This window comes from Candidatus Tisiphia endosymbiont of Melanophora roralis (genome assembly GCF_964026575.1).
Taxonomy (GTDB): Bacteria; Pseudomonadota; Alphaproteobacteria; order Rickettsiales; family Rickettsiaceae; genus Tisiphia.
Map to the genome: position 1 here is coordinate 955,913 of NZ_OZ032161.1, position 21,704 is coordinate 977,616.

At 31.4% G+C, this 21,704-nt stretch carries 23 protein-coding genes and 1 tRNA gene; 13 read left to right on the top strand and 11 right to left on the bottom strand.

Annotation, left to right across the window (positions count from 1 at the left end):
• The first annotated feature begins 25 nt into the window (after positions 1-25).
• Complete coding sequence (locus AAGD53_RS04620) at positions 26-3,397, top strand: tetratricopeptide repeat protein (RefSeq protein WP_341762369.1); 3,372 nt, start codon at positions 26-28, stop codon at positions 3,395-3,397.
• 222 nt (positions 3,398-3,619) lie between these two features.
• Here the strand turns inward: AAGD53_RS04620 and AAGD53_RS04625 are convergent, their stop codons facing one another.
• A complete protein-coding gene (locus AAGD53_RS04625) occupies positions 3,620-3,898 on the bottom strand; it encodes a hypothetical protein (protein WP_341760874.1) in 279 nt (92 codons plus the stop codon).
• A 190-nt stretch (positions 3,899-4,088) separates the two neighbouring features.
• Between AAGD53_RS04625 and AAGD53_RS04630 the strand changes: the two genes are divergently transcribed.
• Positions 4,089-4,370: a hypothetical protein gene (locus tag AAGD53_RS04630; RefSeq protein WP_341762370.1), complete on the top strand. Its 282-nt coding sequence runs from the start codon at positions 4,089-4,091 to the stop codon at positions 4,368-4,370.
• A 329-nt stretch (positions 4,371-4,699) separates the two neighbouring features.
• Here the strand turns inward: AAGD53_RS04630 and AAGD53_RS04635 are convergent, their stop codons facing one another.
• A complete protein-coding gene (locus AAGD53_RS04635) occupies positions 4,700-5,266 on the bottom strand; it encodes a virulence RhuM family protein (RefSeq protein WP_341762371.1) in 567 nt (188 codons plus the stop codon).
• 779 nt (positions 5,267-6,045) lie between these two features.
• Between AAGD53_RS04635 and AAGD53_RS04640 the strand changes: the two genes are divergently transcribed.
• The 3 genes from AAGD53_RS04640 (at position 6,046) to AAGD53_RS04650 (ending at position 8,971) form a co-directional block, all read left to right on the top strand.
• Complete coding sequence (locus AAGD53_RS04640; RefSeq protein WP_341760872.1) at positions 6,046-7,068, top strand: hypothetical protein; 1,023 nt, start codon at positions 6,046-6,048, stop codon at positions 7,066-7,068.
• Positions 7,069-7,363: 295 nt separating this feature from the next.
• Positions 7,364-7,717 (top strand): helix-turn-helix domain-containing protein, encoded by a 354-nt coding sequence (locus AAGD53_RS04645; RefSeq protein WP_341762372.1) that lies wholly within the window; start codon positions 7,364-7,366, stop codon positions 7,715-7,717.
• Between the two features lie 63 nt (positions 7,718-7,780).
• A complete protein-coding gene (locus AAGD53_RS04650; RefSeq protein WP_341762373.1) occupies positions 7,781-8,971 on the top strand; it encodes an IS1634 family transposase in 1,191 nt (396 codons plus the stop codon).
• A gap of 575 nt (positions 8,972-9,546) precedes the next feature.
• Here the strand turns inward: AAGD53_RS04650 and AAGD53_RS04655 are convergent.
• On the bottom strand, positions 9,547-9,855 hold the full coding sequence (locus AAGD53_RS04655) for an HU family DNA-binding protein (protein WP_341751282.1): 309 nt from the start codon (positions 9,853-9,855) through the stop codon (positions 9,547-9,549).
• Positions 9,856-10,046: 191 nt separating this feature from the next.
• On the opposite strand from AAGD53_RS04655, the gene AAGD53_RS04660 reads away from it, so the two are divergent.
• The 3 genes from AAGD53_RS04660 (at position 10,047) to AAGD53_RS07755 (ending at position 11,009) form a co-directional block, all read left to right on the top strand.
• Positions 10,047-10,268 (top strand): protein-L-isoaspartate O-methyltransferase family protein, encoded by a 222-nt coding sequence (locus AAGD53_RS04660; RefSeq protein ID WP_341762374.1) that lies wholly within the window; start codon positions 10,047-10,049, stop codon positions 10,266-10,268.
• 249 nt (positions 10,269-10,517) lie between these two features.
• Positions 10,518-10,769, top strand: a complete 252-nt coding sequence (locus AAGD53_RS04665; protein WP_341762375.1) for a ribbon-helix-helix domain-containing protein — start codon at positions 10,518-10,520, stop codon at positions 10,767-10,769.
• 90 nt (positions 10,770-10,859) lie between these two features.
• On the top strand, positions 10,860-11,009 hold the full coding sequence (locus tag AAGD53_RS07755; RefSeq protein WP_375331227.1) for a type II toxin-antitoxin system RelE family toxin: 150 nt from the start codon (positions 10,860-10,862) through the stop codon (positions 11,007-11,009).
• Positions 11,010-11,058: 49 nt separating this feature from the next.
• Here AAGD53_RS07755 and AAGD53_RS04670 read toward each other — a convergent pair whose 3' ends face one another.
• The 4 genes from AAGD53_RS04670 to AAGD53_RS04685 form a co-directional block, all read right to left on the bottom strand.
• Complete coding sequence (locus AAGD53_RS04670) at positions 11,059-11,292, bottom strand: helix-turn-helix transcriptional regulator (RefSeq protein ID WP_341762376.1); 234 nt, start codon at positions 11,290-11,292, stop codon at positions 11,059-11,061.
• Between the two features lie 16 nt (positions 11,293-11,308).
• A complete protein-coding gene (locus AAGD53_RS04675; protein ID WP_341762377.1) occupies positions 11,309-12,133 on the bottom strand; it encodes a hypothetical protein in 825 nt (274 codons plus the stop codon).
• A 414-nt stretch (positions 12,134-12,547) separates the two neighbouring features.
• Positions 12,548-13,300: a DUF1376 domain-containing protein gene (locus AAGD53_RS04680; protein WP_341762378.1), complete on the bottom strand. Its 753-nt coding sequence runs from the start codon at positions 13,298-13,300 to the stop codon at positions 12,548-12,550.
• 520 nt (positions 13,301-13,820) lie between these two features.
• Positions 13,821-14,063: a hypothetical protein gene (locus AAGD53_RS04685; protein ID WP_341762379.1), complete on the bottom strand. Its 243-nt coding sequence runs from the start codon at positions 14,061-14,063 to the stop codon at positions 13,821-13,823.
• A gap of 277 nt (positions 14,064-14,340) precedes the next feature.
• On the opposite strand from AAGD53_RS04685, the gene AAGD53_RS04690 reads away from it, so the two are divergent.
• Both AAGD53_RS04690 and AAGD53_RS04695 read left to right on the top strand, forming a co-directional pair.
• Positions 14,341-14,562: a hypothetical protein gene (locus tag AAGD53_RS04690; RefSeq protein WP_341762380.1), complete on the top strand. Its 222-nt coding sequence runs from the start codon at positions 14,341-14,343 to the stop codon at positions 14,560-14,562.
• 166 nt (positions 14,563-14,728) lie between these two features.
• Entirely contained in the window at positions 14,729-16,264 is a 1,536-nt protein-coding gene (locus AAGD53_RS04695) for a recombinase family protein (RefSeq protein WP_341762381.1), read from the top strand.
• Here AAGD53_RS04695 and AAGD53_RS04700 read toward each other — a convergent pair.
• The 3 genes from AAGD53_RS04700 to AAGD53_RS07765 all read right to left on the bottom strand — a co-directional run bounded on the left by AAGD53_RS04700 (position 16,226) and on the right by AAGD53_RS07765 (position 16,785).
• Positions 16,226-16,316: transfer RNA gene (locus AAGD53_RS04700), tRNA-Ser, on the bottom strand. The two genes, AAGD53_RS04695 and AAGD53_RS04700, sit on opposite strands and share 39 nt — an antisense overlap.
• A 146-nt stretch (positions 16,317-16,462) precedes the next feature.
• Positions 16,463-16,702, bottom strand: a complete 240-nt coding sequence (locus AAGD53_RS07760) for a transposase (protein ID WP_375331516.1) — start codon at positions 16,700-16,702, stop codon at positions 16,463-16,465.
• On the bottom strand, positions 16,633-16,785 hold the full coding sequence (locus tag AAGD53_RS07765) for a hypothetical protein (protein ID WP_375333170.1): 153 nt from the start codon (positions 16,783-16,785) through the stop codon (positions 16,633-16,635). Before AAGD53_RS07765 ends, AAGD53_RS07760 begins: the two co-directional genes overlap by 70 nt.
• Before the next feature lie 416 nt (positions 16,786-17,201).
• Here AAGD53_RS07765 and AAGD53_RS04705 point away from each other — a divergent pair, with 416 nt between their 5' ends.
• The gene (locus AAGD53_RS04705; RefSeq protein WP_341762382.1) at positions 17,202-18,368 is read left to right on the top strand and encodes an IS1380 family transposase; all 1,167 of its coding nucleotides are present in this window, start codon (positions 17,202-17,204) and stop codon (positions 18,366-18,368) included.
• A 140-nt stretch (positions 18,369-18,508) separates the two neighbouring features.
• Here the strand turns inward: AAGD53_RS04705 and AAGD53_RS04710 are convergent, their stop codons facing one another.
• Entirely contained in the window at positions 18,509-18,772 is a 264-nt protein-coding gene (locus AAGD53_RS04710) for a hypothetical protein (RefSeq protein WP_341762383.1), read from the bottom strand.
• 133 nt (positions 18,773-18,905) lie between these two features.
• On the opposite strand from AAGD53_RS04710, the gene AAGD53_RS04715 reads away from it, so the two are divergent.
• Positions 18,906-19,747, top strand: a protein-coding gene (locus AAGD53_RS04715) for an IS5 family transposase (RefSeq protein WP_341762384.1) whose coding sequence is annotated in 2 segments (ribosomal slippage) — positions 18,906-19,278 and positions 19,278-19,747 — 843 coding nt in all. Because the reading frame shifts where the segments join, the coding sequence is not laid out codon by codon here.
• Between the two features lie 657 nt (positions 19,748-20,404).
• The gene (locus AAGD53_RS04720; RefSeq protein ID WP_341762385.1) at positions 20,405-21,667 is read left to right on the top strand and encodes an ankyrin repeat domain-containing protein; all 1,263 of its coding nucleotides are present in this window, start codon (positions 20,405-20,407) and stop codon (positions 21,665-21,667) included.
• Positions 21,668-21,704: the final 37 nt, after the last annotated feature.

The following is a 21,704-nucleotide window of genomic DNA, read 5'->3' on the forward strand; positions in this document are numbered from 1 at the left end:
TTCTGAACTAGACTTGGTATTTAAGGTGAGCTATATCGATAGGGAAGAGATATTCTCAAAAAAGTTAAATGAAATAGGTGGCATAAAATTTACACCTAGAGAAATAGATATTATAGCTTGTATAATTCATAATAGAGGTGATAAGAAAATAGCGACTTTATTAGTAATTTCGCCTAGAACTGTAGAGACTCATATTCGCAGCATAATGCAAAAGCTAGGCAATAACTCACGTGAATACATCATTGATCTTGTGAGAAAATCTGGGAAATTACAATGTATAACTAAATATTATTTGCACTTATTAGCTCAGAATTTGTTTGAAAGACAATTGCAAAAAATAAGAAAGATTATAAATAGGCAAGATTGTAGTTGCCTACTTCATTATACAAAAATCAATAAAAATGAAGAAGATTTACTAAAGAGGTTAAAAGAACACTTAAAAACAGCTAATATAACTCTGATAAATAGGGAAGATAAAGACCAAGCTACTACAGGAGTTACTCATAACTTGTGTATCTTCGAAAAAGAACTAGTAAATGACAACAAGTTAAATGCCAGTATTGTTTTAATAGTTGATAAAAATTTAAACCCTTTAGATATTAATGCTGTTGAATATATAGATTTTAGACAAGAAGAAGATTATTACCTTTCTACCCTGAGATTAATAAAGAAAATTTTAAATAAAACTGACTTAGATCAAATTATTAAGGAGTTTAAAGCAGAATATCAAAATATGCTGAATTCTCATTTAGAAGAGGAAGATTTAAAAGATAAAATTATACCTACATCTCAATCTATCGTACTTAAAGAAAAGTTATTAAGCAGAAAATTTATTATTTTATTGATGTGTATTAGTTGTTTTTCTATTTTAGTAGTATGGATTATTTCTAATAATTTTTTTGTTTCAGATAAAATAATAACTCAAAATATAAGATCAGATTTTATTATTCCCCACAAGAGTACGCTTTTAGAACGTTCTTCTATAATTGCAGAAATTAAGGAGAAATTAAACGACAAAGACAATATGCAAACCGTTGTCCTAATTGGAACAGGTGGGGCAGGAAAAACAACTTTGGCTCGTTTGTATGCAAGTAAACAAAATGCTAATGTTACTTGGGAAATAAATGCAGAAACCAAAGATAGTATTATGAATTCTTTTGAGAATCTAGGTTATGCTTTATCTCAAACTGCAGAACAGAAGCAAGAGTTAAAGACCATACAAGAAATACAGGACTTTGATAAAAAACAAGCTAGGCTTGTGTTATTTATTAGAAATAAACTCAAAATACATCCTAATTGGTTACTAATTTACGATAATGTAGAAACTTTCTCAGATATTAAAGACTATTTCCCTTATGATCAAAAAGCTTGGGGATCAGGACAAATTATCATCACAACACGTAATAGCACTATTGCAAATAACAGTTACGTTAGTGGAGGACAAGTAATTTTCCTAGAAGAACTAAGTCATTCAGAACAATTTGATCTTTTTACTAAGATTTTGAATTCAGAAGACAGATACAATTACTCTACTTCAGAACAAGAGAGAACATTACAGTTTTTACAAAACATCCCACCTCTTCCTTTAGATGTAACAACAGCAGCTTACTATATTAAGGAAATAGGCATTACATATGAGGAGTACTTGAACCGTAAAGAACAGTGTAGTGAGGAATTTGCTGTTACTCAAGGAGAGATTATAAAAGAAAAAAGTAGCTACATTAAAAACCGTTATGGTATTATAACATTATCGTTAAAACATCTTATGGAACAAGAACCTAGTTTTAGCTCTCTTTTATTACTGATAAGTATGGTGGATTCACAAAATATTCCAAGAAGTTTATTAGATTCTTATAAAGGTAAAATCTCTGTTGATAATTTTCTGCATAATCTAAGTAAATATACAATTATTAATAAGAATTGTTATAAAAACAACACTAACTCTACATTTTCCCTTCATCGTAGTACGCAAGCTATCATTTTACATTACCTCACTAAGGTATTAAATTTAAACAAAAACTCCCAACTAATTGAATCGATAGCTACAACTTTAGAAACATATATAGATCGAATATTAGAAGTTGAGGATATTATTATTATAAAACAACTTTTTCCTCATCTTACTTCATTTTTAGAAAAAAATTTGGTTAATGAACTTACTAAATCTCATTTAACAAGTAAGCTTGGACATATCTATTGGTCTACATATCTTAATGGTGCAAAGGCAGTAGACAGCCTTAAACAAGCCTTAAGATTTTATAAAAGTTATTATAAGACTCCTAATCCTAGAAAAGCATATACTTTGGGACAGCTGGGAATAGCATATAAAATGCTTGGTAATAGAAAAAAAGAACAAGAGTACCTTGAAAAAAGCCTTGCACTATACCAACGCTATTATGGTGAGGAAAAACATATTGAAATAGCTTGGTTATTGGTAAATTTAGCATCTTTTTATAGAAAAGTAGATTACCAAAAGACTCAAGAGTATTTTGAGAGGGGGCTTGCTATTTATAAAGATTATTATGGAGAAAATGATATAAAAACATCATGGGTACTTGGAAATTTAGGGCGTTTCTATAGAAGTTTTGGCAATTATAAGAAGGCTAAAGATTTACTTGAACAAACTATTACTATTCAACAAAATAATGAAGCAAAGAATCAGATAGAATATGCTTGGTTGGTTATTAATTTAGGTATTGTTCACCAAAACTTAGGAAACAATGAAAAGGCAAAAAAATTAATCAAAAAAGGTTTATCATTTTACAAGGAAACCTTAGAAGATGAACATATAGAAGTAGCTTGGTCACGGATACATCTAGCTATAGTTTATGGTAACCTTGGTAACTGGTCAAGAGCAAAGCAGCTCATACAAAAGAGCCTTGGATATTATATACAACATTATGGCAAGGATCATGATGAAATAGCTTGGGCATTAGAAAAGTTAGGAGTTACATATCGAGAACTGGGGGATTTTATAAGTGCTAATAATATATTCAACCAAAGTCTTATTCTTTGTAAAAAATACTATGGTATTAATTCCGCTCAAGTTGCTTTTCTGTTATATAATATAGGAAAAACAAAGATTCTTGAAGGTGATCTGACAATAGCTGAGGAATATTTAAATCAATCTTTGGCAATACCACAAAATAAAAGGCATCCCAAGGCATATAGAGTATTGGAAAGCTTAATAGACCTATATAAAAAAAGGACAATTTATGAAGAGCAGCAAGGCGATATTAAGCAAAGTCAAATTTATTACACTAAAGCTAAATACCTAATTAACAAGCTCCTTAGTATTCTAAAAGATAATTTTCCTGAAGATTCCTCGTACATTAAAAAAATTAATTTAGAACATGGAGAGCATTCAAAAGCAGGGGCAAAACTAAATTTGAATTAGAAAACTACGCCAAATCATTGGAGTTATATCTTTAAGATGTACTTTGAATTGGTAAATCTTAGTATTATCAGACATATAAAAGCAATTTATCAGTTACATCAAATAGGGTAAAATATGTTTCAGGTGTTATAGATTCATATTGTAATATATTTTTATAAAAAGCTAGGCATATTTTTTAGCAAAATTTAGTTCTGCCCCTGCTTTTGAATGGTCTCCATTTTTCTACCATTTACAACAGATGCGACAGAACCCCACTTTTCCTTGAGGAATATAATTTCTCATAAACTTATAATAATCGTCAATATTGATATTGTCTTCTTGCAGAAATCTATATACCGCTTTTATTTTTGAATCTAATAATTTATCTCCTTCTATTCCTTCTGCCATATTTTTATATTTGCTTCCTCGACACAATATTAATGATTTTATTATGCCCTTGAACGTATTTAGTCTTGAATCTTTCATCTCAAAATGATTATATAGTAATTCAGCTAGTAACATAGAGTACCACTGATTTTTTTCTATTCAATCTAAAATACTCTACTTACTAGCTCTTGCAACCCCTCCATCTCTTTTGTCCAGTAGTGTGACTAAGATGTACGTGAGGATTCGAAAATTAACGCGACGCCAAAATGATCAAAAAAGATTATCTTGCAATAGTTCCATTAACTAATATCATAGAGAGTATTTTATGTCAAAGGATAGTTCAAAAAACACAACTACTACTACAAATAGTACTACTACTTCAAGCAGCATAACCACTTCAAACAGTACAACCACTTCATCTGATTCATCATCTAGTAACCGACACGCAGACTCTTATTATTGTGATCCTAAACGACCTTGGTTAAATGATACTATTGGTAAAAGAGGCGGTCCTGCACCTTATTGGGATCACCCTGATTCTATTAATTCATACTATAATCCTGATGATTTTTTACAGAGCAATAATATGAATTCTAGAAATGAATAAGATGCTAATGTTGATACATTGGGAAAAACACCAATAGAAGATGTTACTCCTTAATCAGGTTCTGTCGTATCTGTTGTAAATGGTAGAAAAATTAGGTATAGTCAAAAAAAAGATATAGCTATGCCATTTCATATTTCTAACAAACTGGTTCTAAAGAAGGTTTTATTCTTACCATAGCTCACCACCAACAGTTTGTGTAAAATGTAATCAACTTTTGACCCTTTTTGAGTAAAAATTGTAATGTAAGTTGACCCCTAACCTAATCATGCTAGAACCTAGTTAAGATATAACTTCTAGAGTTTTAATTTTCAATTCTTATGGGGTCAGTTTTAATTACAATAGGGGGTCAAAAGATGATTACAATTTACATACTTAATCAGCATATCCCATGTTTTACTATAGGCTTTAATTAGACTAACTAGTTCTCTACCAGTATCATTAACTAAATTATGATTGATCAAAGTCATTGATAATAGCTCAACTGTTTGCTTTAACTGAACTAGCCTATTTTGCACGACTTTATCTTGATTAATGCTATACCCTTTAATGAGATAATCTTTTAATATTTTGGTTGCCCATTTCCTAAACTGCACTCCTCGTTTAGAGTTTACCCGGTATCCAACGGATATTATTATGTCCAAATTATAATATTTCGTATCATATTTCTTACCATCTGATGCAGTATGTGCAATTTTTGCACATACTGTGTTATCAAGCTCCTCTTCTGCTAAGATTTTATTAATATGTTTAGTAATTACTGTTCTATCTTTATCAAAAAGTTCTGCTATCTGTTGTTGAGTAAGCCATACCGTGTCATCATATATTTGTACGTCAACTTTGGTTTCACCATTTTCAGTTTGATAAATAACTAACTGATTATTTTGCATTTTATTCATAGATATTCCTAATTATTTTAAATGCATTTACAAAAATGTTTATTTCTAACCAACGCGGTTTTTCTAAAAAACAAATATGGGGTCAAATTACAGAAACGGGGCAAAAGCTAACTAGCAGCATGAAATTTGCCCAAAATAACTTCTTTTTATAAAACATATCATAGCATAAATTATAACGTCCCATCTATGCATTCCTTGAGATATATACCTTGGAACAACTAAAGCTAAGAAATCTAATCGTATAATAACCTCAGCATCCGTAATGGAAGTCAATAAAAAAATAATAACTTAACATAAATTTTCATTCCAAGAAGAATTATTTTTGACAATAGAGTGCATAAAAGCGAGTAATACTGATTATTTTTTAAGATAGAATTATTAATTCTATTCCAACTGGTGATAGACCTAATATTAATTATACCTGTTAATTCTATATTGCAAGACAATTAGTATTGTCAGACATAATAAAAGCAATTTATCAGTTTATCAGTTACATCAAATAGGATAAAATATGTTTCAGGTGTTATAGATTCATTTTGTAATATATTTTTATAAAAAGCTAGGCATATTTTTTAGCAAAATTTAGCTTTGCCCCTGCTTTTGAATGGTCTCCTATTTTAGCAAAATAATACGTTTTCAAAAAGAAAAGTATTTTATATCTAACTTGTGTAATGGTTGATATTAGTTTACAATCTAATCTGCTATTACAATTATAAGAAATAGAGAAAAGTTTACCATGCGTGTGTTTATAGTAAAAAATTATAAGTAGTTTTAAGAAGATGACAAAAAAACAGAATATTCAAGAAGTTTCGGTTAAAAGTACTAAGGATCAGATCTTAGCAGCCTATAATGAGGTGGTAACAAAATTAACTGAAAAACAGGTTGCGAGTCCTCAAGAACATAAAAAGCAGGAAGAGAAACAACAAATAGTAACCAAAGCAATCAATAATTCATCGGATGATATATTAGCTGACTTAAGTACTTTAAAATCAAAGACTATTAAAAAAATTGATAATTTATCAGAACAATTGTTGGATGAGTTTCAAAAATTAGCCAATTTGCGTGAGGCTATTATTTTAGAACAAACGCATCTACAGGAACTATATCAAATTCATGAAACAGCAAATACTTTATCAGCTTTATTGCAAGCTCAATCTGAACAAAAAGAGTGTTTTGAGCTAGAAATGCAGCAAATAAAACAGAATTTTCAACAGGAAATGGCTAGTGAAAAATCTCATTGGCAACAACAACGTACAATTCTCGAGCAAGATTACAAGGAACAGAAAGATATTCTTGCAAAAACTAGAAAGCGTGAGGAAGAAGAATATAGTTATGCTTTGGAATTAAAGCGTCGCAAAGAAACTGATGAATATAATAACAAAAGAGCCATTATGGAAAAGGAATTATCTGACTTAAAAGATAATTTACTAAGACGAGAAGCTGATTTAGTAGCAAAAGAGCAGGACTATGATGTTTTAAAAGTGCAAGTGGAAGAAATGCCAAACAAAATAAAAGAGGCTATGGCAAATGCCGAAGAATTGTTACGTACACAATTATTACAACAATATGAGTTTGATAGCCAATTGAAGCAGAAAGAATATGATGGCATATTAAAACTAAACGAGCAGAGTATTGGTTATCTTGAAGAGAAAATCAAGAAACAGGAAACATATATAAAAGAACTGACTGAGAAAGCAGATAATGCAACTAAGCAGGTACAATCAATTGCTTGCCGTGCCTTAGATACTTCGGGTCAACGCTTTGTGACTTTGGGTACAAGTAAGACTGAAGAAAAAAGTTGATATTTGTAACAACAACAAATGCTCCAAATACTATAGTAGCACCAAGGATGATCCTAACTGGCACTGATGACTTTAGGCAGTTATTGCAGAGCAAGGTGGAGCAAGACAGGTGTGTGGTATCCAAAGCACAAATTCCCGCCGATAAACTAGGATGCTCTATGTACCTTATATGTGTGATTTATAGACCTTGTTGCAACAGAGATGTAAGATAAAATAGTATCTAATTATTAAAAAACTTGATTACTACAGCTTGTTATAATAGGAATTAAGTTAGAGACTTATAAGGTCATTTGTAATGGATGCTAAGATTAAGTTGCGTTTGAGTTGGATTAAGTTATATAAACAGTTAGAGCATGCAGGAAAGATATACGAACATTATGGTATTTCACGCTTTACATTACGCAAGTGGTACAAACGCTATGAAGTATTAGGTAAAAATGGTTTGTGTGATATTAGTAGTAAGCCCAAAAACTTTCCTTTTCAAAAAAGAAGTGAAGTTGATGAAAATCTTATACTTAAGTTAAGGAAAGAAAGGAATCTAGGATCACGACGCATTCATAGTGAATTAAAGCGTTTATATGGTATCTCATTTTCTACAGCTACTATACATAAAGTGCTTAAAAAACATAATGTAGCTCCGTTGAATTAAAAACGTCATTATCGTAAACAGATTAAACGTTATAGTTCCAAGATTCTAGGAGAAAGGGTGCAAATGGACGTTTGTAAAATTGACAGGCATCATGATCTAGATGCTACTTATCGGATGATGGACAAATTACATGAGCAAATACCTAAAATTAAAGAATTATGCTTTAAAAACACCCTAACCTTGATTCCTAATAAAGAGATTAGCCTAGTATTTTTTGATGTTACTACACTATACTTTGAATCAGTAGAAATAGATGAGCTAAGAGCCTTTGGCTATAGTAAAGATCATCGCTTTAATACTACCCAACTAGTTCTTGCCCTAGCAACTAATGAGGATGGATTACCACTCGGCTATGAGCTGTTTAGTGGTAATACCGCAGAAGTTAGCACCTTAATTAAATCAATTAACAGCTGGCAAGCGTATCTTAAAGTTAAAGATGTCTGTTTTATTGCTGATCGTGCAATGTTTAGTAAAGCTAACTTGCAAGCTCTCGATGAAGGTGGTTATCGTTATATTGTGGCAGCAAAGCTTAAAACACTCAAGAAAGAAAAGAAAGAAGAAATATTATCAGAGGAAAACTATAAGCCTACTGTTATAGGCAATGATCTTACTTGGATTGCCGATCTAGAGCATGATGGTAAACTTCTAATTACCAGTTATAAATCTAAAAGGGCTATTAATGATGCACAGGAGCGACAAAAAATTTTAGATAAAATTAATAAGACTATTGGTGAGTCTGGTAGTACTAAAAAACTTATATCTAATAGTGGAGTAAAAAAATATACTTCTAGTGAAAATGGCAAGAGCTATATTGACGCAGAGAAGATAGAGCAGGATGCGTTGTGGGATGGCATGCATGGGGTAATCACCAATGACCAGACTATAACTCCACATGAAGCAATAGCAAAATATGCTAGATTATGGGTAATTGAAGAGCAATTTAGAATCAATAAACATAATTTACAAATGCGTCCAATTTTTCACTGGACTAAACAAAGGATAGAAGCACACATAGCTGTGTGTTATATGAGTTTTGCAGTGCTTAAAACTATAGAATACAAGGTTGCTCTGACCCAAAAGATCAGTGTAACTAACATCGTTGAATTATTAATATCAGTACAGGCTTCAATCTTAAGACATACAAAGACTGGTGATCTTTATAGACTACCAAGTGCAATAAAAAACGAAGCTAGAAAAATCTATAAAACCTTTAACATCAAACGTTCAGACCATGCTGCAATATATTTAAAATAACAAAATAATGTTGTGCCTAAATTTTAAAAATCCCAGCACTATGACCCTTCTAAGCTTATGCCTTATTAAAAAATGCGGAAGTCGGGAAGAAATGATTACATTTTTTCATCAACTTGATAGCATGAATCTCTCGTTTGAAAGTATTGAAGACAATTTAATAATTGATAGAAGTAAGTAGCACATTACATTTAACGCAATTCATTTCTACCAAAATTTTAAATTTCAAATAGAACAATTTGAAGATGAGTGATTAACAGGACTTAGAATAAGACAAAATAATTTGGCTCAATTTAGGCAATAGAAATAAATTTACATAACAACTTTAATAGTTGCAAATAAAGTTAGCCAAGCTGATTTATAGAATCATTTAATCTTAGTCACAAATTGTCCTTGATTGCTGGAATTCGTGTTTATTATTGCAAGCCGATACACTTAGCTTTTGCAGGCAATTCTCTAAAAAGCAAATCTATTGATTAGAAGTATATTTTATTATAATTTACTTCTTTTGGTATCGGCATCTTGATGATGATATCTTAAATCCCAATATAATGCAAATCAAACAATTTCATTATTCATTATTTCTTTATGCTTGTTGGTTTTGAGATTTTATGGCTATTACAAGCAGATTTTAGTTTTTCTCCAGCAGAGAATTTAGGTTGCACATAAGCTGCAATATTAATTGTTTCACCAGTTCTTGGGTTTTTTCCAGCTCTAGCTGCAACTTTACTAGAGTAAAACTTACCAAAACCTACTAGCATTATTTCTTTACCTTCGGCAAGTATAGAAGTCACTGATTTAGTAAAGATATTAATAACCTTTTCAGCTTCACTTTTAGTACAACCTTCTCTATTTGCTATATACTCAATTAGTTCTATTTTGTGCATGGAAACCTCCTTGAGATTATAATCTAGTGTGATTACTCTCACTAAAAACTTAATAATAGTTGAAATCTAGAATTTTTAATACCTTAAATCAATAAATTTTTGTTATTTGACTGTAAGTTACCTAATTGAATGGCGTAATTTTAGCCATTAATGATAGAATAATGACTTAAACAAGTATTTGGTTTAGCACAATGAATCAAGATAGATTGTACTTTAAAAGATTACAAATGCTAGAAACTCAAATAAAAAGGCGAGGCATTCAAGATGAACAAGTGTTGCGTGCTATGCACATTATTCCTAGACACTTTTTTGTTCCTGAAACTCTTAAGGATTACGCCTATGAAGATGAACCTTTGAAAATAGGATATGGTCAAACTATTTCTCAACCATACATAACGCGAGTTGCCAATTAATTGTTAAGCACAAAGCTGAATTTCATCAAGCCTTTGAAGGTAACTTATAGCATTAAAAGGCTCAAAATTAGTTATATTTTAAAATATAGCTAATTATAACGAACATTTTAACTACGACTTCTAGTTGTAAGCTGCTTTAAATAAGGGTTTACCTATATAATTAATTGGCAACTCGCGTTTGTTTAGTAGTCTTGACAACTACATATGAATATATTAGAATACAATGTATTCACAATACATGACATTATTATGACCACAATTACTACACGTATTCCAAATGATTTAAATAACTCTTTATCTTTGATAGCTAAATCAATGGAAAGATCAAAAAGCTATATTGTTCATAAAGCAATTGAAAGCTACATTAAAGAACAACTAGAAGATATAGAGGATGCAGAAGATGCTTTAGCTAGGATGAAAAGTCCAAACAGAAAATTTTATACTTCTGAAGAAATGAAACAAAGATTAGAAGAAAGATATCGTACAAAGCATGCTTTATAAAACTAAATAGGAGGAAAAAGAAGATGCAGATTTATCAAATATTTCTCCTGATATCGCTTTAAAAATATACAATATAAGTGGAAAACATCGATGCCACAAAAATTAGGAAAGCCGTTAATTGGTAAATACAAAGGTCTTTATCGATATAGATACGGTAACTACAGAATACTTTATGAAATTGATTTAGAAAATAGTTTGGTCATTATAAATAAAATAGGACATAGAAGTAATATTTATTAGTTTAGAATTTCTATATTGATTTATATTATTAGTAAAGGTAGTAGGCTACTTATAACAGTTGGTAAGAAAATAAAAAATCTAATAATTGCCGGTGGTGATAGATGCCAATTTTATTTTTAGCATTTGTTATATGTTTTTCTGCAGTTCTATACGATATGCCTAGTCTAGCTGCTATGTGCTTTTTAGGAAAGCCAAGAGCTGCAAGTGTAAGACATTCCATAGCTCTTTGAGTAAGAATGAAAGACTTGCCTAAATATTTTACGCTAATTTTAGTTGTTTGCATAATAGGGTTATTTTAGTTAGTTGCTTAAAACCCTTTCAGGAAATAATTCTGCCAAGCTATTGGGGCTAAAAATTTTTACGTATAAGTTATTGTTGTGTAAGTTTTGGCAGTATGAATTACTGCATCTTATACTACCTAGAACTAGGTTAACATAAAGACTTACAAGACTAATAAACTGTTCAAAAGATTCAAAGTGGCTAAGGTAATAGCTAATAATTTCTGGACTATTAGTTGATGGCAAAAAATAAAACCCTTCAATTTTATCTTTTGTTCTTTGGTAAATGACAAAACTGTTACATGCTTGCTGACTGTAGAATTGTATTAGAGATTGGTAGCTGAGATTTTTATTTTGGATATTGTGGCTATTGTCAATATTTTTGGTGCAAAAATTTCGGGTACAAAAACCCATAGTTGTGCCATTGCTTAAAAATTGGCGATAGCCAAATTCTTGAATCTGTAAGTTAAACGTATCAGTTAATTGGTCAATCAGTTTTGCTTGTAATACATTTTTTACTAAACCAGTAAACACAACTTCATTGATTAAACACTGGTGCATTAGCCACTCACTCATTGAATATTTAATCATTTTTTTACCATTTTGTTTATGCTTACTCTCACTATTTTTGTAAATTTCGTTAGACTTCTCGCATAATACTACTTCTGTTGGTGATTTAGACAATGAGTCTAGACTCAAATCCGTAACAGAGTTTGAGTGTGCTGCGGGTTGAGGCTCTAGGTCTCCTTCAAATCCTTGCACAGAAGCGAATTCTGCAAGAAGTCTATTAACTGGCTCCATTGAAGTAAGCTGAGTTTGAGATTTTTTTAAGGTAGTTTTGTCCATAATTTTTTCTCTAATTGCCTTTATTAATCACAGTATGACAAGGTTTTTTTTATAAAACAATAGGCTCTTATATTTTAACGGTCTTGATAATGACCAATATAACGTTTGGTTAAGATTATTATTGTGCATCTTTACTACCGTTAGATGATTTTTCACTTGAAGTTGGTAAGATCATATTTTCCTAGTTTCTAGTTTTTTTAATAGCTATGCGTAATTGCTATCTTGGTTCTTTACTTCACCTTTTCCTCTATCTTCTCACCTTAATAAACCATCGATAGCAATTACTATTGCGATAGTATGAAAGATTTTTACCTTGTGCAATAGGATGTTCATGGCATGAAACGATAATTTGTCTTATAAAGCTAAAGGGAAAGCAAAAAATAGCTGGAATTAGTTCATGTTATGATACAAGGTTTAAAAACATCGTTGTATTTCAGCAGTAAAATAAGCAAAAGATTTTGGACGTTCTAGATTTTGCTTGCTAACACGTTGGAGTATTAGGGCAATTTTTTGATAGATAGAATCGATACTAATACCAGCTTTTATCCATTCAACTAGCAAAAATTGATCCTTGGGGAAAAGCATACTATGCTCACTAAAGAGTAATTGCAGTTTATTATATAATTCGTGATAAACGGTTAATTGTTTTGAGTTATCCACAGGCCTATCTATATCATCTAATCTTAAATCAATATCTTTCTTTTTAGACGTGCGTGCGTAGCATTGCAATTGCATATGCTGTGGCATTGCAGTTGCATATGCTGTAGCATCATTTAATTTGCAATTTTTGCTTCCTATTGATGCAATATTTTCAATTATTTTATCATCTATATTGCAATTCTGTTTACCCCATCTCTTCCGGGCTTTCAGAGAATTGTTTTGTGATATTAAAACAGTTTTTTGGTATTCTTTTTTGAGTTCAGTATGAGTAAATGTTTTGTCAGAAAAAATGAAAAATTTTTGTAAAATTTTTTTGTAATTTTGCCATTTTTTTGGTGTAATGCGTAAATAATGAGCAATTTTTGTATCATCATGTGGTAGTTTTCCACCACTTATCCACATATGTTCCAATAGACGAATATAAACACCATATTCATCATGTTTTAGTAACTCTGCATCCTTAATAATAGCCGATGGGTAAAAGAGTTTATGGTAGAATTCTATCATAATTAATGTCCTTGTTAATTAATATAAATTAGTAAAATATCGAGGCTAAAAAGACAGTTCATTCTATGAAACCAAAAAAAATCTTTAAAAAATTGGAAAAAAGTTCTAATTTTCTTTAGATTTTCTGAAAATTTTCTACTAGATTTTACAGTTTTTGTAGTTTTTAAAAACTTATCCACGCATTTTCCACAGAATTATCCACAATATTTGCGAATAATTTTAATACTACTAATAGTTGTTTAGTAGCATTTTGTAATTAATAATTTTATAAAAATTACTTATGTAAAAAGATAATGCTAAATTATTAAGAGAATATTAGGTAACGATTAAAACTTAAAATAACCATGAGAAATTGGACAATCAAATATCCTGTAAACAGATATATGAGTTATTTTACTGTCTTATATAACCAGCTCTTCATAGTTATTTAATGTGCTTAAAACATCAGAAATATGGAAATTATTATCTGATACATAAGAGTTATTGATTGGATTTTGATATGTTAATTACGCTTGATATACTAATCATCACGAAAAGAATTAGCATGTAATGTTTCTTTCTCAAATAATTTATCAGAAAGCCTATGGAAATCATTAGCTGAAACTGCCCCCAAAGTTGCAATATAAATTTTAACAATGACATCATGCTTTGGCATAACATCTTCATGGATATATTTATGTACTTGACTTCTATTCTTACCTATTTTCTTAGCAAATATATGAATTTGCATTTGTTGCAGCTCTAACCACTTTTCTAATCTCATATAGCCTTAAAATAATTAACCCGTAAATTGTATATATCTTCATTTAAAAAATCATCGTTTGCTAAATACTCCAAAAGATTTAGTAATTAGTTCATTACAGGAACTAATTACTAAATCTTTTACAAAACTATATCGCTTATAAAGCTAAAGTTAAAGGCAACTAGTTTTAGAAAACAAATTATTTTCTGTTACATGCCATGAACTCATAGTTGTGTAATGTAAAATTATGTTGGATGCTTAAGATAAAATTATAAAAATAAGAAGAGCTGAAAATATTATGCCTATAAAAGAATGTAATGAACGTACCAAGGAAGAAATCTATGCTAGCATAGTCTTTAGGATAAAAGTAATGTACCATAACAAAATCACTGACTCAGAAGCTCATGAAGCTGCGAGAAACTTAATTGACTTCTGTCAAGAAATTATCGATTATAAGATGAAAAAGCAAAGGACTGAGCAAAGTAAGGTCAACAAGACAATTATTTCTACAATAACCTAAAATTATCAATGACAAAAGAATGTTACACTTGGCTCTAATACTGGGGTTACTTGGATAATTTAATGCAAACTCAACTTGACTTGTCCAGTATTTAATCTATCTCTGAATGCATAATACTTATTAATTTAAACTCTAATTTATTATTACTATTATCAAAGGGAAAAATATGACAGACTCAGCACAAAAAGGCATAATTTTAGTTCGTGTTTCAACAAAAGAACAAGAAGAAGGACACTCTATCGAAGCACAAAAACACAGATTGTTGGAATATTGCCAACGTAAAAACCTAGAAATTATCCAAATCTTTGAAATTATCGAATCTTCCAGCAGAGGTGATCGTAAACAATTTAAGGAAATGATCAAATTTGCTAAAAGTCACAGAGATACTATTGCTATTGTTGCTGATAAAGTAGATCGTGTTCAAAGGAGAATCTCAGAAATTTCATTATTGGAAGAACCAATAAAAGCTGGTAAAATAGAATTACACTTTAGAACAGAAGGTTATGTAATAAACAAAGATTCTCAATCCCATGCAAGGCTAATGTGGGGGATGAACGTATTAATGGCACAATCTTACGTTGATAGTTTAAGTGATAACGTTAAAAGGAGTCTAGATCATAAATTACGTAAAGGACAATGGATAGGTCCAGCACCCCTTGGGTATCTAAATAGCAGAGACGCAAGTGGCAATAGTATAATAATTCTTGATCAGTCTAGAGCTTTTATTATCAAAAAACTATTTGAAGAATATGCGAGCGGGGTCTATACTCTTAGGTCTATGGTAAACATGGCTAAAGAATTAGGCTTAAGAAGTAAAAAGAATTGTCACCTAAATAAAACTGTTATACATCGTTTAATACAACAACCATTTTATTACGGTGAAATGAGAGTAAAAGGAGAGATGTGGTCACATGGTTATCAACCTATTATAACAAGAGAGATTTTTATGGCATGTAAAGATGTACGTTTAGGCTGGAAGAAGAAGCCATTCAAATATGGTGGGAAAGATTTTCTCTTTAGAGGATTAATCACCTGTGCTGTAACTGGCAAAATGGTAACATCTGAAATTCATAGTAAAACATATCCAAACGGTAAAGTGGATGAATGGATATATTTAGCTACTTGGGATCCACAAAACCTAGACAAGAAAATATATATAAGGGAAGATGAGGTTTTAAAGCAAATAGAAGAGGTTTTTAAAAGAATAGGTATAAGAGACCCGGAAATGCTAAAAGAGCCCCTTGCATACCTAAGAAACACTAATGAGCTAAAAAAAGCTGAACATGACCAAGCAACAGCTTCATTAAAGAAAGAACATACCGAAAATGAAAATAGATTAAATTCATTAATAGATTTGCGACTCAATGGAGAACTTAGCACAGAAGAATTTCAAAGAAAAAAACAACAATTAAAAGATCGTCAATATGAAATTGATCGTTTACTAAAAACTTATGATGAAGCAGACGATAAATTTACTGATACCGCTACAACGCTAATAACTCTAGCATCTGAGGCCTATGAAACTTTTAAAGGTTCTGAAATGCCTCAAAAACGCAAAATGATAAATTTCGTATTTCAGAACCTTAAACTGAGGGGCAAAAAACTTGAGACCTCTCTACGTTTCCCGTTCGATATTTTTGAAAAAACGACGACTTGTACCGAATGGCGGAGAGAGAGGGATTCGAACCCTCGATACGGTTAACCCGTATAACGGTTTAGCAAACCGTCGCCTTCAGCCTCTCGGCCACCTCTCCAAATCATAACATGATTATATTATGAGTCACTTATAGCATTGAATCGTTTATATTTCTATAATTATTTTATATAAGTTCAATAGGGTAATTTAAAAGTCACAATCAATAGTTGATGCACATGTGTATACTAGGGTTCTGATACTGTCCTAAGAGCCAAGGACTAAAATAGGATTAAAGATAGAATTATTTTTAATTACTCCAAAGACAATATGTAATAATTTACGCATAATAGCAACAATAATAACCTTAGTAGGTTTACCCTTACTAGATAGCTTTTGGGTAAATTGTTTAAATATAGGGTTATGATTTTTAGCTACTATAGCAGGAAAGTATAGTGCTTTACGTAGTTTAGCTGAACCAATCTTTGATATAGCACTTTTCCAAATACTCTATGTTTAGGTGTAAGTCCTGCATAAGTAGCAAACTCCCTAGTGCTATTAAAAAAATCTAAATCTGGAGATTCTGCCAATATAGCAACAGCTGTAAGTTTACCTATACCTAGCCCGGATATTGCATGAGATAGGAGGAGAGAACCCCCCTGTAGTGATATATAATACTAGTGTTACAAAGCATTAAAGCAAGGAATTTTGCCATGAAATTGTATAGCATCAAATTACCAATTTACCAAAGTAAAAAATCGTCAATTAGCAATAAATTTCACTGGTGGTGATATTAGTAGCGATGGAGGTGCGTTGTTGCTAGGAGAAGCAGATAGAAGAGTTGGTATACTCGGTGAACTTCAAGAATTGGCGTCGTCGTGTCTAAAGATCAAAGCTGCTCACGTACTAATATACGCTCCGCTGCTCGACTTTGACACTCCTAGCTCTTCTTGAAGTTCACCGAGTATACCAACTCTTCATTTATGAGCAGTATATCACTAATGATTTGGCAAAATTATTTCCTGATAAACGTAATCCTAGTAAAATTACTCACAGCTTAGTTTCAATACTCAAGCAGCGTATTTACTCGATTGCTCTCGGTTATGAAAACTTAAATGATCATGATCATTTAAGAAAATGTCCAGCTTTACAAACAACTGTCGGTACACTCGAAGATATGGCTAGCAGCCCTACTTTATACCGTTTTGAGAATAAAGCTGTTCGTCAGTTTGCCATAGAGGTACATAAGTTGATGCTGGATAAATTTATTGCATCATATAAAACTGTTCCTTCGTCACTGATACTTGATTTTGATGCCACAGATGATGAGATTCACGGTAATCAGGAAGGTAAGTTTTATCACGGTTATTATCGTCATAATTGTTTTTTTCCTTTATACGTATTTTGTGGGAAAAAGTTATTAGTTAACTATTTACGTCAATCAGATCAAGATCAAGCTAAGCATGCATGGGTGATATTATCGTTATTAGTAAAGTATCTACGTAAAGCATGGTCTGAGGTTGAGATTATTTTTCGTGGTGACGGTGGATTCTGCCGTCATAAAATGTTAGATTGGTGCGATAGTAATAATGTAAAGTATATAGTTGGCATGGCAAAAAATAATAATCTTAATAAACTGCTTGCATCCATTATGCAACAGGCTAGTAAGCAATTTGCTACAACAAAAGAAAAGCAACGTCTTTTTAGCGAATTTCAATATCAAGCTGGCAGCTGGAGTCGTCAACGCAAGATAATAGGTAAAGCTGAAGTAGGTAGCCTTGGTGAGAATCCAAGATATGTAGTAACTAATTTAGCAGGTAAGCCTGAAGATTTATACGACAAAATTTATTGCACACGTGGCGATATGGAGAATCGTATTAAGGAGCAGCAGTTACAGTTGTTTGCTGATCGTACTTCTTGTCATAAATGGTGGGCTAACCAGTTGAGATTGCTTTTATCCGGGTTAGCATACACTTTGATAGAATATATTCGTGATAAACTATTGCAAGGCACGGAACTAGCCAAAGCACAAGTTGGTACTATACGTTTAAAACTATTTAAAATTGGAGCTATAATTATTCGTAATACTAGAAGTATCAAATTCTTGTTAGCTTCATCATATCCTTATCAGCATATATGGAATAGTGTCCTGAAGGCGTTAGCTCTAGAATGAGCTAACTATAGTGCTGTTCCCGGCACATATAAAAAATGGGGTAAGGGGGAATTTTATCTAAAATCAGAAAAAATCATGATTTTAGATATATTTTGTAAGAAAATTAACCAGTATGTAAGATTTATATACTAATTTACAACTCAACTCATATTCATACACCCTGCATGCAATATGCGGGCTAGAATGGTTTGCATGTCATCTATTTTTTTGCCATCACTATCCTGAAAATCTAAATCTGTAATCTTGGCAAGGGCTAGATCAAAACCTTCTTGGTACTTTGATTTACATGCTTCTTTAAGTATGTCAGTATGAACTAATTCCTCAGCGGGAATTGGTTTAGTTATTACTATACTGGGGTTTAAGGTTATGCCCTTTGATTTTCGATATGAATCAAATAGATACATCAAGGCTTGAAAATTGCTTGTTGTTTTTTGCAGTTGATCATTTAAATTGACTTGTTGTGTTAGAGCTTGTCCGCAAACTAAAATTAAGGTATGATGAAGTGAACAAAGTATTATTAGTAAGAAGTATAAAAGAATGAGCAGAAAAAATTATCCAACAGATTTAACAGATGAAGAATGGTTAAGGATAGAGGGTTTGTTTCAAGTATCGTATGTAAAGGGAGGTAGACCTTTAAAACATAGCAAAAGAGAGATTTTGAATGCAATTTTTTATGTATTACGTACTGGGTGTCAGTGGAGATATATGCCGCATGACTTTCCAATTTGGAAGACAGTATATGAACAATTTAGAAGATGGAAGAAGCAAGGTGTATTTGAACGTATGAACCATGAACTTATCAAGGATGTTAGACGAAAATTAGGTAGAAATGAGTATCCTAGTGCTTGCATAATAGATAGTCAGTCTGTCAAGACAACAGAAAAAGGGGAGCTAAAGGTTATGATGGAGCTAAGAAAATTAAGGGCAGAAAGAGGCATATTATTACCGATACACAAGGCTTTGTATTAGGTTGTTATGTCGGTTCTGCGAATGAGAATGATCGATACGGAGCTACAGTGCTACTCAGTAACATGCAAAAAGAGTACACTACTATTAAACAAATGTGGGCTGATATGGGGTATCAGTCTAAAGATTTAAAGGGTCTCATTAAGGAAAAGTATAACATAGATTTAGAAATTGTTAAACGCCCAGTGTGCAGATTTTGGATACCAAAAAATACACCACTAGAACTATTGCCAACAAGGGAAGTTGGGTTTAAAGTACAGCCAAGGCGATGGGTTGTTGAGAGAAGCTTTGCTTGGATAAATAGAAATAGAAGGCTCTCCAAGGAATATGATTTTCTTACTGATTCTAGTGAAAATATAATTTTTTTGGCTATGAGTCGATTACTTCTTCGTAGGATTACTTCTATTACTTAGTTTGCGGACAAGCTCTTATACTGATTATCTTTCAAAATAGAATTAATAATTTAATTCCAACTAATGATAAACCTAATACTAAATTATACCATGATACCATGTTAATTCTATTTTGAAAGATAATCAGTATAACTATCTCTAAGATAATATACTTTATATAATACAAAGTATATCTTATATGTAAAGTATTTTTGATAAAAAAAGGAGAAAATGTTATTAATAATACTCTTACTATTCTGTTACATTTATTGTAGATCGCATAAGAATAGGCTATAATAGCACAAAAAAGTATAGACAGGTCGTTTCATATTTCTTCCAAAAAGTTACTATCTATAGTTATAGAAAATATATAGGATGCTAATAATAATGTTTCTATTTTTGAAAATTTTCCTTTGTTAGATAGCCTAATCCCGTCTAAAATCTAAGATTATAATTAACAGGTCATTATTTTTTATTAAAAATACTTTACATATTAAAATAATTATATTATTCTATATAAAATAATATTAGTTCGCTACTTTCGTGTATACCAGTTGCATTTCAAGAGTTGGCTAGAAGTGCAACTGGTAAGCGAGCGTGCTAGGCGTACATATAAGGAATTTCTAATCTAGGCTGGAAAGGTACGGGAATAATTTTATATTTAAAGATGAGGCTATTTTGACAAAACAACGTATACAAGAGCTTCTACATCAACAGGAGGAAGCTCGGCACAGTGTTAATAAGGAATCATATTATTATACTGAAACAATATCAACAAATCATACAGTGACAAGGTTTAACCAAGGAAAATATGATCAAGATATGGCGGCAACGAATGCTAGAATTAATGACTTAGAAATAGAAATTAATAGTTTAAGACAACAGGAAGCTGCTGAGGAACAGGCAAGACAACGAGCAATAGCTGAAGAGAAGGCAAGATTAGAGGCTATTGAGCAGGAGAAACAGCAAAAAATAGCTGCTGAACAAGCAAGATTAGATGCAGTAAAACATGGCAATGATGTAATAAGTGCTAATATTAGCAAGCAGCAAAAAGCTAATTTTGATATGTTTCAATCACTTAATAGCAAACAGCGAGCATTTTTCTTATCTGAACTATTTGGTAAGTCTGATAATGAATCAATGACGATGATTAGTATAATAAAATCTCTAGGAGTTGATGCTGATGCATTAGCATATTACGCCATCAAGAAAACACATAATGAGTTATTTGAATTAGCTCTACATTATGGGGCTAATTGTTGTAATTACTCGGTTGAAGGCAAAACCTTATTACAACAATTGATACATAGTGGCAAAGACATCTTTATTCAAAAGGTGTTAGCAAAAGGTCAGGATTTAAGTTGTACATTAGTGGAGGCAATAGACCAAAATGATATTGTTACCCTCAACAAATTATTATCTAATAATAACAGTCTCTTATCACAAAAATTTGTTGGGTACACATTGCTACAAATTGCCATATCTGCTCAAAAAACAGAAATAGTGCAGAAGATATTACAACTAGGTAGTAGCAGTGCAGAAGTTTTAACTAATAACGGTGAATCTGCTCTAAAAATTGCTGTAAGAAGTGGTAATGATGAGATTATTAAAATGGTAGCCCATCATGCCAATCTGCAAATAGAAATAGCACAGCTTGGATTAAAAGTTGATCAAGTCTTTAAAGCAATGATATTAGAACATCAGGATATTGCAACAGTAATTAAACTACTGAAAGGTGAGGAAATATCATTGCAGCAATATCTGATTGTTCATCGTAGTAAGGATGAAGAGAAGATTGTTGCTGAACAAGCTAGAAAAGCGGAGGAGGATCGTTTAGCTGAAGAGACATATCTAGAACAAGTACAAGATATAGAATATCACCAAGAAGACGCAACACTAGTGACTTTGCAAGGGTTAGTTATAGATAATCCTCTCCATTAATATGTATGATTCATAGAGATTGTTTCAATTTTAGGAT

Excerpts from the sequence above, each read along its gene's own strand:
- AAGD53_RS04645 (WP_341762372.1), top strand. The coding sequence starts at position 7,364 with ATGGATGCTAAGATTAAGTTGCGTTTGAGTTGGATTAAGTTATATAAA.
- AAGD53_RS04660 (WP_341762374.1), top strand. The coding sequence starts at position 10,047 with ATGAATCAAGATAGATTGTACTTTAAAAGATTACAAATGCTAGAAACT.
- AAGD53_RS04690 (WP_341762380.1), top strand. The coding sequence starts at position 14,341 with ATGCCTATAAAAGAATGTAATGAACGTACCAAGGAAGAAATCTATGCT.
- AAGD53_RS04675 (WP_341762377.1), bottom strand. The coding sequence starts at position 12,133 with ATGGACAAAACTACCTTAAAAAAATCTCAAACTCAGCTTACTTCAATG.
- AAGD53_RS04635 (WP_341762371.1), bottom strand. The coding sequence starts at position 5,266 with ATGAATAAAATGCAAAATAATCAGTTAGTTATTTATCAAACTGAAAAT.
- AAGD53_RS04655 (WP_341751282.1), bottom strand. The coding sequence starts at position 9,855 with ATGCACAAAATAGAACTAATTGAGTATATAGCAAATAGAGAAGGTTGT.
- AAGD53_RS04625 (WP_341760874.1), bottom strand. The coding sequence starts at position 3,898 with ATGTTACTAGCTGAATTACTATATAATCATTTTGAGATGAAAGATTCA.
- AAGD53_RS04665 (WP_341762375.1), top strand. The coding sequence starts at position 10,518 with ATGACCACAATTACTACACGTATTCCAAATGATTTAAATAACTCTTTA.
- AAGD53_RS04640 (WP_341760872.1), top strand. The coding sequence starts at position 6,046 with ATGACAAAAAAACAGAATATTCAAGAAGTTTCGGTTAAAAGTACTAAG.
- AAGD53_RS04650 (WP_341762373.1), top strand. The coding sequence starts at position 7,781 with ATGGACGTTTGTAAAATTGACAGGCATCATGATCTAGATGCTACTTAT.
- AAGD53_RS04685 (WP_341762379.1), bottom strand. The coding sequence starts at position 14,063 with ATGAGATTAGAAAAGTGGTTAGAGCTGCAACAAATGCAAATTCATATA.
- AAGD53_RS07755 (WP_375331227.1), top strand. The coding sequence starts at position 10,860 with ATGCCACAAAAATTAGGAAAGCCGTTAATTGGTAAATACAAAGGTCTT.
- AAGD53_RS04695 (WP_341762381.1), top strand. The coding sequence starts at position 14,729 with ATGACAGACTCAGCACAAAAAGGCATAATTTTAGTTCGTGTTTCAACA.
- AAGD53_RS04630 (WP_341762370.1), top strand. The coding sequence starts at position 4,089 with ATGTCAAAGGATAGTTCAAAAAACACAACTACTACTACAAATAGTACT.
- AAGD53_RS04680 (WP_341762378.1), bottom strand. The coding sequence starts at position 13,300 with ATGATAGAATTCTACCATAAACTCTTTTACCCATCGGCTATTATTAAG.
- AAGD53_RS04710 (WP_341762383.1), bottom strand. The coding sequence starts at position 18,772 with ATGTATCTATTTGATTCATATCGAAAATCAAAGGGCATAACCTTAAAC.
- AAGD53_RS04670 (WP_341762376.1), bottom strand. The coding sequence starts at position 11,292 with ATGCAAACAACTAAAATTAGCGTAAAATATTTAGGCAAGTCTTTCATT.